Origin of the sequence: Flavicella sp. (assembly GCF_029238425.1) — a bacterium.
In the GTDB taxonomy this organism is placed as follows: Bacteria; Bacteroidota; Bacteroidia; order Flavobacteriales; family Flavobacteriaceae; genus Flavicella.
In genome coordinates this window covers 1-11,033 of record NZ_JAQWGB010000127.1, presented here as the reverse complement: position 1 = coordinate 11,033, position 11,033 = coordinate 1, and the positions used below count along the sequence as shown (strand labels likewise).

At 33.5% G+C, this 11,033-nt stretch carries 10 protein-coding genes and 3 tRNA genes; 5 read left to right on the top strand and 8 right to left on the bottom strand.

Annotated elements, in window-relative coordinates; genetic code table 11:
• Positions 1-93: 93 nt before the first annotated feature.
• Entirely contained in the window at positions 94-2,307 is a 2,214-nt protein-coding gene (locus P8H68_RS09515) for a DNA mismatch repair protein MutS (RefSeq protein ID WP_300324052.1), read from the bottom strand.
• 153 nt (positions 2,308-2,460) lie between these two features.
• Between P8H68_RS09515 and ung the strand changes: the two genes are divergently transcribed.
• Positions 2,461-3,126 (top strand): uracil-DNA glycosylase, encoded by a 666-nt coding sequence (ung, locus tag P8H68_RS09510; protein ID WP_300324049.1) that lies wholly within the window; start codon positions 2,461-2,463, stop codon positions 3,124-3,126.
• Between the two features lie 14 nt (positions 3,127-3,140).
• On the opposite strand, the gene P8H68_RS09505 is transcribed toward ung, so the two are convergent.
• From P8H68_RS09505 to P8H68_RS09475, 7 genes are all read right to left on the bottom strand, one after another.
• On the bottom strand, positions 3,141-3,491 hold the full coding sequence (locus P8H68_RS09505; protein WP_300324046.1) for a translation initiation factor: 351 nt from the start codon (positions 3,489-3,491) through the stop codon (positions 3,141-3,143).
• A gap of 9 nt (positions 3,492-3,500) precedes the next feature.
• The gene (locus P8H68_RS09500; protein WP_300324043.1) at positions 3,501-3,680 is read right to left on the bottom strand and encodes a hypothetical protein; all 180 of its coding nucleotides are present in this window, start codon (positions 3,678-3,680) and stop codon (positions 3,501-3,503) included.
• A gap of 2 nt (positions 3,681-3,682) precedes the next feature.
• Positions 3,683-4,633, bottom strand: coding sequence for a 2-oxoglutarate and iron-dependent oxygenase domain-containing protein (locus tag P8H68_RS09495; RefSeq protein WP_300324040.1), 951 nt, complete (start codon positions 4,631-4,633; stop codon positions 3,683-3,685).
• 5 nt (positions 4,634-4,638) lie between these two features.
• Positions 4,639-5,373 carry a DUF6048 family protein gene (locus tag P8H68_RS09490; RefSeq protein ID WP_300324038.1) on the bottom strand — a complete coding sequence of 245 codons (735 nt, stop codon included), beginning with the start codon at positions 5,371-5,373 and terminating at the stop codon, positions 4,639-4,641.
• A 10-nt stretch (positions 5,374-5,383) separates the two neighbouring features.
• Entirely contained in the window at positions 5,384-5,851 is a 468-nt protein-coding gene (locus P8H68_RS09485) for a DUF6452 family protein (RefSeq protein WP_300324035.1), read from the bottom strand.
• Between the two features lie 92 nt (positions 5,852-5,943).
• A complete protein-coding gene (locus tag P8H68_RS09480) occupies positions 5,944-6,714 on the bottom strand; it encodes a C40 family peptidase (RefSeq protein WP_300324032.1) in 771 nt (256 codons plus the stop codon).
• On the bottom strand, positions 6,714-7,901 hold the full coding sequence (locus tag P8H68_RS09475; protein WP_300324029.1) for an acetyl-CoA C-acyltransferase: 1,188 nt from the start codon (positions 7,899-7,901) through the stop codon (positions 6,714-6,716). The genes P8H68_RS09480 and P8H68_RS09475 overlap by 1 nt, the downstream gene beginning before the upstream one ends.
• A 182-nt stretch (positions 7,902-8,083) precedes the next feature.
• Here P8H68_RS09475 and P8H68_RS09470 point away from each other — a divergent pair, with 182 nt between their 5' ends.
• From P8H68_RS09470 to P8H68_RS09455, 4 genes are all read left to right on the top strand, one after another.
• Positions 8,084-10,132: an HDIG domain-containing metalloprotein gene (locus tag P8H68_RS09470; RefSeq protein ID WP_300324026.1), complete on the top strand. Its 2,049-nt coding sequence runs from the start codon at positions 8,084-8,086 to the stop codon at positions 10,130-10,132.
• A 261-nt stretch (positions 10,133-10,393) separates the two neighbouring features.
• Positions 10,394-10,480, top strand: a tRNA-Ser gene (locus P8H68_RS09465).
• Between the two features lie 25 nt (positions 10,481-10,505).
• Positions 10,506-10,580 (top strand) — tRNA-Pro (locus tag P8H68_RS09460).
• 46 nt (positions 10,581-10,626) lie between these two features.
• A tRNA-Arg gene (locus tag P8H68_RS09455) sits at positions 10,627-10,700 on the top strand.
• Positions 10,701-11,033 lie beyond the last annotated feature (333 nt).

The window sequence follows — 11,033 nt, the reverse complement described above, 5'->3', positions numbered from 1 at the left end:
GACGCATAGAAATACGTAGATAAAAGTTTTCATAGGGGTATATTTAGAATTTAAAGATACACAAAAGAATGTATAGTGAAATCTAAACTTAGTTTATTTTTTAGCGGCAACTACCAATTCAATTTTGTCTAAAGTAGCTTGCGTGGTAAACATTCCATAGTCAATAACGACCTTGTTCTTTTCTATTTTATCTATAATACCGCAGGCTTTTCCATCAATCAATCGAACTTTGTCATTTACTTTAAATCTGTAAGACGCTTTTTCTTTTGCCTTGCGTTTAGCCTCTACCTCCTTTTCTTTTCGAACTTCAACAACTTTGGTAAGAATTTCTTTTTCAATCTTTTCTAGCTGTACTTCTTTTTGTTTTTCTGCTTTTACTTTGGCTTGTTTTACAGCCTTCGCTTTTTTGTCTTTTTTGACTGGCGGGTTTAATTCTAGATACTTAGTTTTTTCGATAAGTACCCATTTGTTGAATTCAGCAAATAGTGCTTTTTTATTATTGGTTTGAAAGTATTTATTGATCAGTTCATTAGACTTTCTTCCATACGTAAGCATTTTTTGATTTTTATCGTACAGCTCTTGAAAACTATTCAACTTAGCTTTTATTTTAGATTCCTTGTCAGATAAATTTTGAGTTTGGGTTTTAGCTTTTAATTGTTCGTTTTCTAGAACTTGTGAGTTACGCTGTAGCTGATTTCTTTCTTTTTGTAATTTAGAAATGGTTTTGTCCAGTCGGATTTTTTCTCCTTCAACTTTTTTCTTAGCTCTGTTGATCAAGCTAAACGGAATTCCATTTTTCTGTGCGACCTCAAAAGTAAAAGAACTACCCGCCTGACCAATGTGTAATTTGAACAAAGGTTCTAAAGTACGTTCGTCAAATTGCATATTTGCATTGCTCACATTTTCTAACTCATTTGCCAAAACCTTTAAGTTAGAATAGTGGGTTGTAATCACTCCAAAAGCTTTTTTAGTATAAAATTCTTCTAAAAATATTTCAGCTAGCGCCCCTCCCAGATCAGGATCACTTCCTGTCCCAAATTCATCAATTAAAAATAAAGTATGCTCGTTACATCGTTTTAAAAAACCACGCATGTTTTTCAAACGATAACTATACGTACTTAATTGATTTTCTATGGATTGATTGTCTCCAATGTCAGATAGTATAGTGTCAAAAAAGTAAGTTTCACTATGTTCATCAACAGGAATTAGCATACCACTCTGAACCATTACTTGCAGGAGTCCAATTGTTTTTAAGGTGATACTTTTTCCTCCTGCATTAGGACCAGAGATAACAATAATTTGTTGAGATTCGCTCAGCTCCAAAGTTTGCGGTACGATTGGTAATTTTGATTTTCTATTCTTTTCTAATAAAATAGGGTGATAAGCTTCTTCAAAATAGATTCTTTTAGAATCAGAAAATTTTGGTAGTAAAGCATTATTTGCATAAGCATGTTTTGCTTTAGCTCCTATACAGTCTAGTTTTGTTAAGTAGTCTTGATAACTAATGAACAACGGGAAAAATGGACGAATTGTTTCTGTAAGAACTTTTAAAAGTCTATTTATTTCTTGTTTTTCATCGTGTTGTAAATTCTGAATGTCTCTGTGCAGTTCTAAAGTTGCTTGCGGAGCAATAAAAACAATACTTCCAGTTTTAGAACTCCCTAGTAAGCTTCCTTTTACTTTTTTGCGATGCATGTTTTGTACCGCTAAAACACGCTGGTTGTCAACCACAGATTCTCTAATGTCATCTAAGTAACCAGCATTGTCATATCTGCTCATTTCTCTAGAAAAAGAACTGCTCAATTTTGCTCTTGCAATATTTATTTCTTTACGGATCTCTCTTAAGAAAGCAGAAGCTTTGTCCTGAACTTCTCCATACGGAGTGATGATTTTTTGAATTTCATCAATAGCAGTTTTTGTGTATTCTATTTCACTAGATTTTGAGAGAAGAGTAGGGAAGTACTCGCTAAATTTTCTGAAAAACAACAATAATTCATTAACAGTTTCAGAATTGGTAGCAATTTTTAAAAAGGAAGCCGCATCTAGTCGACTATTTTCAATTTTTAAAAGGTGTATTTCCTTCGTTAAATCTTCAAAATAATGATTAGGAATTCTGTTTTCACTTATAAGTGACGAATTGTATTCTTTTACCTGAGCTAATTCTATAAACAAGTCAGGTTTGTTAGAAATCGGCTTGATTTCTTGAACCAATTTTTTCCCTAAGTCAGATATGCAGTGTTCTTCAACACTGTTTAAAATAGAATTAAACTCTAAATCGTCTAATGTTTTTTGTGAAATAAATCCCATTGAAATACGTAATTTTTCTTCTATAATTCAAGATGTATAGTGCCTACAAAAGTAAGGATATTTCATAAAAGTATCTGTTTTCTATAAAGAACTACTGCATAATTTTTGAATAATTAAAAAGAATGATTTTATATTTGTTCCAATTCAAATCCTATGGTAGAAAATTTAAGTTTAGAGTGGAGAAATATTTTAAAAGAGGAATTTCAAAAACCTTATTTTAAAGAATTGGAACAATTTGTTGAAAATGCATATTCCAATGAAATTTGTTTTCCAGAAAAGAAACATGTTTTTGAAGCATTTAACCAATGCAGCTTAGCGGATGTAAAAGTCGTTCTTTTAGGACAAGACCCATATCATGATCTTGGACAAGCACATGGTTTGAGTTTTTCTGTTTTGGAGGGTGTAAAGCATCCACCATCTTTAAAAAATATTTTTAAAGAGTTAGAAACTGATGTAGGTTTTATGGTTCCTGATTCAGGAAATTTATCTCATTGGGCAAAACAAGGAGTTCTTTTGTTGAACGCAACGTTAACCGTTGAAGTACATAAAGCAGGTTCACATCAAAAAAAAGGATGGGAAAAGTTTACAGATGCAGTTATAAAAAAAATATCTGAAGACTGTGAGAATGTGGTTTTTCTTTTATGGGGTGGATACGCTCAAAAAAAAGGAAAAAAGATTGATGCAACCAAACACTGGATTCTAACAAGTGGACATCCTTCACCTTTAAGTGCAAATAGGGGCTATTGGTTCGGAAATAAGCATTTTAGCAAAACCAATGCGTTTTTAAAATCGAAAAATAAAACTGAGATTAATTGGTGAAAATTACTGTGGAATTAACCTCCAACACGTTTTACATTGTAGCCATCCGTCTTTAAGATGTCCATAATTTTATCTCGGTATTTACCTTGAATAATTATTTCTCCATCTTTGATAGAACCTCCAACACCACATTTTGTTTTTAGCTTTTTACCTAAGGCTTTTAGGTCAGCTTCTGAGCCTTCAAAACCTTTGATAACTGTTACGGTTTTACCACCTCTTCCTTTGTTAGAAAATAATGCTTCTAATCTTTGGTCTTTCGGAGAAAGTGTTTCTAATTCTTCATTTTGATTTACATCGAAATCATCATTTGTTGAGAATACAAATCCTCCTAGATCAGATAAGTCGTTAAGTTTCTTTTTTGCCATGCTACTGTATTATTGTTTGTTTTTGATTTTTTTCCAAAAGAACATGATAAGGGCAATAGATTCTATAGAAAGTCCAATTGCCAAAGCTAGCATACCAGCTCCCTCTTCCTTTTTGGTAAGGTTGATAATGATTCCCGTGGCAACCCAAATAAAACCAAGAATAAATACTCTTACTACATTTTTGTCCATGTTTATGCTTTTATCAATCCTAATTCAATCAAACGTTCCGTTAAAAATTCTCCGGCGGTAATATCTTCATATAATTTTGGATGGTTGGCATCAATACATTCTTCCAAACAATTTAATTTCATTTCTGCTTTAGGATGCATAAAAAATGGAATGGAATATCTAGAAGTTCCCCAAAGTTCTTCTGGCGGGTTGATTACTTTATGTATCGTCGATTTTAACTTGTTGTTTGTCAATCTTGATAACATATCTCCAACATTGATCATCAACTCATCGGGTTGTGCAATGGCATCAATCCACTCTCCATTATGGTTCTGAACTTGTAGCCCTTTACCATGAGCCCCCATCAATAGGGTAATTAAATTGATATCTCCATGAGCTGCTGCACGTTCCGCTCCTTTTGGTTTGTCTTGAATAGGAGGGTAGTGAATAGGTCTTAAGATACTGTTTCCGTTTAAGATGTATGGATCAAAATAAAATTCATCCAATCCTAAATGAAGGGCAATAGCTCGTAATACATATTTGGCTGTTTTTTCAAGCAATTGAAACGTTTCTTTTCCGATACTGTTGAATTCTGGGATTTCAGAAACAATGACATTTTCAGGATATTGCTTTTTGAGAACTTCATCATTTTGAACATACTGTCCAAAGTGCCAAAATTCTTTTAAATCAGCTTCCTTTTTACCTTTGGCGCTTTCTTTACCAAATGAAGTATAGCCTCTTTGACCTCCGATGCCTTCAATTTCATATTTTTTTTTCATTTCTTCTGAAAGTTCAAAAAAATGTTTGATTTCCTTGTATAAATTGGTCGTCAATTCATCACTTAAAAAATGACCTTTTAAAGCGACAAAACCAATTTCGTTAAAAGCAGTTCCTATTTGTTTGGTAAACACTTTTTTCTTTTCAGAGTCGTCGGATAAAAAATCCTGTAAATTAACACTAGGTATTTTTTGCATGCGGGTTATCTTTTGTACAATGGTATTCTATAAGCGATAGTATATCCAAATCCAAGACCTGTTCCTGTGGAGAAAACTTTATTAAATCCTGGAACATATAGATTTTGAAAATTATCAGGCTGAGTTTGATTCAATATAAAATTAAATTGAATGTGCGCACCAAGGTATAGGTTTTTTAAAGTTTCTACTTTCAGTCCAAACAAAAGTCCAAACCAATGTGCGGTTAAATTCTCGTAGGTTCTAGGTGTGAAATTCGATCTTGGTTCAAAATAGGGGCCAGAAATTCCGTCTATTTCTGTTCCTTCTTGATAAATAGTATATTGATCTACGGTTTGATCAAATAAACTAAATCCATATCGTGCACCCACATAGATTTCATTATCCATCTCCAACCAGTTTTTAAAGGTATTCCAGTTCACCCCAGCAGAAATATATGATCCGCTAGCAGTAAAAGCATAAGTATCTCTTCTTTTTACTTGTTCAGCAACTCCTATTTCTGCAGCAATGTATAAGTTCTTTTTAACTCTATAATCTCCCACAATTTCAAAACCATTGTAATTGGTTTTAACTGCAGATAAAATTGGTTTCACAATATCAATTCCAAGTCGTAGACCATAGTTTTTTTTGTAAACAACAATAGAATCAGCATCTATAGTAGATGTTTTTGCAACAACTTCTGTGTCCTTTTTTGCTTCAGGTTCTGTTTTTTCTTGACCGTTTGAAAGTGATACAAACAGCATAAAACAAAAACTAATGGTAAACCTTAATATGTGTCTCTGTTTCATTTTCAATTTTTGTAACGTTTACCTCAATTCTATCAATCCAACTTTCTAATTCAGGATCAATTATTGGTTCTAAATTTGCCCCAAAATCATTGAAGTGGGCAATATATCCACATCCTTCAGATATAAAAACATCGGAAGTAGTATATGTCAAATCTAAAGTTTCAACATCGTTGGTTGTCGATAATTTATATTTTGTTGAAGTGGACTGAGTGTTTAGGGGCAATAAAATAGAATCAGTCAATACCAATTGGTAAATAGAGTCTTTTTGATCTGCCCAAGCATAAATTGGTACTTGTTTTCTTGTTGTAGGATCCTCTTTGTCGTAAAATTCAATAATCAATCTTGGAGTTGTAGGGTCATCACAAAAATCATCATCTTCACAAGAAGTCAATAGATATAATAAAGTTGTAAAAACAAGAAATATTTTTTTCATTGTATTGAAGTCAATTCAAATATGCTGTCAAAGATACTAAAGTATCAACTAGTTTATTTTAATTTTTTTAAGTTATAAGATATTTAACAATCCTAAATAATCTTTTTGATCACTCTAAGTTTATGTGTGTGTCTTCTGGAGTCAACATTGTAAATTCCGGAGTGGTCCAATCTGTCAATTCTTACTTTTCCATGCGCATGAATGATATAATTGTCCTTCATGATAATTCCAACATGAGTGATAGCACCTTCGTCGTTATCAAAAAAGGCCAAATCTCCTGGTTCGCTTTCCTCTATAAAGCTCAATACCTCTCCTTGTTTTGCTTGCTGAGATGCATCTCGTTTCAAACTGTAACCATTTAGTTTGTAGACCAGTTGTGAAAAGCCAGAACAATCGATTCCGAAAGGAGTTTTACCACCCCATAGGTATGGACTGTTTAAAAATAAAAAGGCAGTTTGAATTAAATTGGATTTCGGCTGTTTTGAACTTAAAACCTCTCCATCATAGCTATATTGTTCGTTGGCGATAGAAAACTTATTATTTCTAAAATTGGGTAGATTGGCACCAATAGGCACGGTCATCAATTCATTTTTTTGATTACTGATGAAATCCACCAAGTTTCCTGCTAGAATTTTAGGCCCTTTTTCTAAGGAATCATACATTTCCTTTTCAATCAATTCGAATTGCTTGTTGTCTAACCAACCTTCATAGCTGTCAAATGCCAAACGAATTTTACTCCATTTTTTACGGATTTCAAGTACTTTAAAATGTTCTCCAAACAATATTTGAGATACCAATTCAGCTTTATCAGAGGGTTCCTCACGTAAAGGAACGATGCTTAAATTACAAATTCCGTAATCCATTAATTGTTTTTGTTTTTTTCAATAATAATTGCAGTGGCACCACCACCGCCATTACAAATTCCTGCTGCGCCAATGTTTCCGTTGTAGCTAAAAAGAATGTGGGTCAAAGTAACTAAAATTCTTGCACCTGAACAACCTAAAGGGTGTCCTAATGCAACAGCTCCTCCTTTTATATTTGTTTTGTTTAATGGAATGTTTAAAAGATTACAGTTGGCAAGGCCTACCACAGAAAAAGCTTCGTTCAATTCAAAATAATCTACTTGATCTAAAGAAATATTAGTCTTGGAAAGTGCTTTAGGCAGCGCTTTAGAAGGGCTAGTAGTAAAAAACTCTGGTTCTTGTGAAGCATCTGCATACCCTAAAATAGTGGCAAGTGGAGTTAAATTAAGTTCCATTGCTTTTTCTTCTGACATAAGAACAAGAGCCGCGGCACCGTCATTTAAAGTAGATGCATTCGCTGCTGTTACGGTTCCTTCCTTTGAAAAAGCAGGTCGTAAAGATCTCATTTTTTCAAAATTCACTTTCAAAAACTCTTCATCTTTGTCTACTAGAATTGGATCTCCTTTTTTCTGTGGAATACTTACGGGAATAATTTCTTCCGAAAATCCATGTTGCTCCCATGTTTCTTTTGCACGGGTATAGGATTCTTGAGCAAAATCATCCTGTTGTTCTCTAGAAATTTTATAGGTTTCAGCACATAAATCAGCACATACTCCCATATGTTGTTGATCGTAAACATTGGTAAGACCATCTTTGAGTAAGCCATCTACAAAATTTAAGTTTCCAAACTTTGTATTTTCTCTAGCCTTAAAGTAATGCGGTGCTTGCGACATGTTTTCCATACCACCTGCAACAATTATATCTGTATCTCCGCAAAGAATTGACTGTACAGCTTGAGTCACAGTTTTCATTCCAGAAGCACAAACTTTATTAACTGTAGTACAAGGAACCGTATCTGGTATGCCCGCTTTTAAAGCAGCTTGTTTGGCTGGAGCTTGTCCCAAGTTAGCCTGTAAAACATTGCCCATTAAAACCTCTTCTACTAGTTTTGGGTCTAGATTAACTTTCTCCAGAGCTCCTTGAATGGCAATAGCTCCGAGGTCTGTCGCCGATACGCTAGCCAAGCTTCCGAGAAAACTTCCAATAGGAGTTCGTACGGCTGAAACAATGACAACTTTTTTGTTCATAAGCTTTGTGGATTAAGAATGAGGTCTATGCGAAAGTACTCAAATAATTCGAGAAAATAGGGCGAAATATGTTGAGAATAGAGCATCAATAAATGTAAAAAATATTCTAGGATTAATAAAATATTGCTCAGAAATCATACTCCCTTTAAATTTGTTTATTTTTGACTATCAATTAAGATTACATGAAAAAAATCATCAATACAATTTATCAGAATAATTCTATAATTTATAAGGTTTTTCTGTTTATCACTACTGTTTTTTTAGTAGTGTATTTTTTTCCAAAAGGAGGGAAGTTCAAATATGAATTTCAAAAAGGGAAACCTTGGCAATATGAAAATTTATATGCTCCTTTCGATTTCGCAATTCAAAAAAGTCCTGAATTAATTGAGCAGGAAAAAAAGGAATTGGCGCAAAAATCAAAATTGTTCTTTGAGTATGATTATAATGTGTTTCCAGAAGTTCAGAAGGAAATGCTTCAAAAAGTAAAAGAATTAAATGTTGATTCTTTAACAGTGCGTGTGATCATGTCTAAAGGGAATTCAATTTTATCTGGTTTGTATAAAAAGGGATTTGTTGACTCGGCAAGTGAGGCAAAAATTTCTGATCGTACAGAACAGGTTATATTAAGAAGAGGGAATGAAATAATTGAAGTTGCTTTTGACGATTTTATAGAATCAAATGAACTTTTTCAATACATCCAATCTAAAATTTCATCACGATCTAATTATAAATACAATGACGATTTGATTAGAATCATTCCTCAAGTTGTAAAAGGGAATATTAGATATGATGAAAATTTCACCAACAAGGCGCTTCGGAATTCCATTAATTCTATTTCCTATACAACGGGGTTGATCACTGCCAATCAATTGATCGTTTTTAAAGGGGATATTGTAGAAGGTAAAAAGTTTGATATTTTAAATTCTTTAAAAAACGAATACAAATCTCAAACATGGAGTCAAGCCAATTATTATTGGATAGTATTTGGGTATACCGTGTTAGTTTCCTTGGCATTGTTGATGTTGTTGCTCTTTTTGAGAAAAGATAGAGCGGAGATTTTTGACGATAATATGAAGGTAACTTTTATTTTCTTCAATATATTATTGATGATCTTTTTAGTGACGTTTACCATTAAATACCAAGTAGATTATTTATATGTAGTTCCATTGAGTATTTTACCTATCGTATTGAAAGCATTTTTTGATGCAAGGTTGGGGCTCTTTACACATGTACTAACCGTATTGTTATTAGGATTTATAGTGCCTAATAGTTTTGAGTTTATTTATCTACAGATTATTGCGGGTATCGTAACCATATTAACGGTTTCTGAATTGTACAAACGTGCAAACTTATTTATTTCGGTGGGGCAGATTACCTTAATTTATATGCTTACCTATTTTGCGTTTTCTATCATTCATGAAGGTTCTATAACTCAAATTAATTGGGATTACTTTGTAATGTTTGCTTTGAATGGTGTACTTTCTTTTTTGTCATTGTTCTTAATTTGGATGTACGAGAAAACCTTTGGTTTGGTGTCTGATGTTACTTTATTGGAGTTGTCAAATACAAATTCTAAACTATTGAGAGACTTAAATGAAAAAGCACCAGGAACCTTTCAGCATTCCATGCAAGTAGCTAATTTAGCAGAAGCCGCTGCAAACGAAATAGGAGCCAATTCTATGTTGGTTAGAACAGGGGCATTATACCACGATATTGGGAAAATGGTGAATCCAATGTATTTTACCGAAAACCAATCCACAGCTGTAAATCCACATGATGATTTAACACCTAAAGATAGTGCACGTATCATTATCAATCATACTTTGAATGGTATTGAACTTGCGAAAAAACATGGACTTCCAGATAGGATTATTGATTTCATTAGGACACATCATGGAACCAGTACGGTTTATTATTTCTATAAAAAAGAGGAAGAAGGAAACTTAGAAGATATCAATAAAGAAGACTTTCAATATCCAGGTCCTATTCCTTTCTCTAAAGAGACTGCCATATTGATGATGAGTGATGCCGCAGAAGCAGCTTCTAAAAGTTTGAAGGAGCCTACAGCACAGTCTATTGATGTTTTGATTGATAGAATTATTGCAAAACAAATGGAAGATGGACAATTTAGAAATGCAGATATCACTTTCCGTGAGATTGAAACGATCAAAAAGGTATTAAAGAAAAAGCTAAAGAATATTTACCATCTAAGAATTGAGTATCCAGAATAAAAAATACGTGATTTTTGATTCAACTGAGGGTGTGTGGTTAAAATATAGAGGTTGAAAATATTTCGGCAAGTATTATTAGAATGTTAATTTATTTGATTTCAGAGAGTTGATTGAAACTTCAAGGATTAGGGCGAAAAAAAACATTATTTTATTGAAAAAAAACTTCAAAAAGGTTGTGTAATACGTAAAGGTAGTGTAGATTTGCACACGCAAAAAATAAGTTCTTTTACAAAATTAAATATACAGATTGTTAAAAATCTAGGAGAGGTGCCGGAGTGGTCGAACGGGGCTCCCTGCTAAGGAGTTGTACCTTTACGGGTACCGGGGGTTCGAATCCCTTCCTCTCCGCAATTTTTTTCAATTTTCTATACTTCGGGGTGTAGCGTAGCCCGGTCATCGCGCCTCGTTTGGGACGAGGAGGTCGCAGGTTCGAATCCTGCCACCCCGACGAAGTAAAGAATTTAATTGCATTATCAATACTTAGTATTGTTAATGGGCGCATAGCTCAGCTGGATAGAGCACCTCCCTTCTAAGGAGGCGGTCGAAGGTTCGAATCCTTCTGCGCTCACTGAAGGAAACAGAAAATTCCATCAAAACCCTGTAAATCATATGTTTACAGGGTTTTTTGTTTTTAAGGATATCAATTTAATGCATAAAAAAGCATACCTTAGGTTCACAAATCGGTCAACACTTTTTAAAGTGCGATTTTGGGTTCTAAAAACCGTAAAAACATAGGGGTGAAATTCCATTGTTTACTGGCCGGAGGATAGCAAATCGGTCAACAAAAATTGTGGTAGTTTTTGTTGCCTTTTTTACCCTTAAAACGAGCATAATTGATTTGACTTTCGTCAACAAATATTTAATATTTAAAGACGACAATTATGAAAGCAAGTACAACATT

What these genes read in the sequence shown, in the direction of transcription:
- P8H68_RS09475 (WP_300324029.1), bottom strand. Translation starts at nt 7,901, where the DNA reads ATGAACAAAAAAGTTGTCATTGTTTCAGCCGTACGAACTCCTATTGGA.
- ung (WP_300324049.1), top strand. Translation starts at nt 2,461, where the DNA reads ATGGTAGAAAATTTAAGTTTAGAGTGGAGAAATATTTTAAAAGAGGAA.
- P8H68_RS09495 (WP_300324040.1), bottom strand. Translation starts at nt 4,633, where the DNA reads ATGCAAAAAATACCTAGTGTTAATTTACAGGATTTTTTATCCGACGAC.
- P8H68_RS09515 (WP_300324052.1), bottom strand. Translation starts at nt 2,307, where the DNA reads ATGGGATTTATTTCACAAAAAACATTAGACGATTTAGAGTTTAATTCT.
- P8H68_RS09500 (WP_300324043.1), bottom strand. Translation starts at nt 3,680, where the DNA reads ATGGACAAAAATGTAGTAAGAGTATTTATTCTTGGTTTTATTTGGGTT.
- P8H68_RS09490 (WP_300324038.1), bottom strand. Translation starts at nt 5,373, where the DNA reads ATGCTGTTTGTATCACTTTCAAACGGTCAAGAAAAAACAGAACCTGAA.
- P8H68_RS09470 (WP_300324026.1), top strand. Translation starts at nt 8,084, where the DNA reads ATGAAAAAAATCATCAATACAATTTATCAGAATAATTCTATAATTTAT.
- P8H68_RS09485 (WP_300324035.1), bottom strand. Translation starts at nt 5,851, where the DNA reads ATGAAAAAAATATTTCTTGTTTTTACAACTTTATTATATCTATTGACT.
- P8H68_RS09505 (WP_300324046.1), bottom strand. Translation starts at nt 3,491, where the DNA reads ATGGCAAAAAAGAAACTTAACGACTTATCTGATCTAGGAGGATTTGTA.
- P8H68_RS09480 (WP_300324032.1), bottom strand. Translation starts at nt 6,714, where the DNA reads ATGGATTACGGAATTTGTAATTTAAGCATCGTTCCTTTACGTGAGGAA.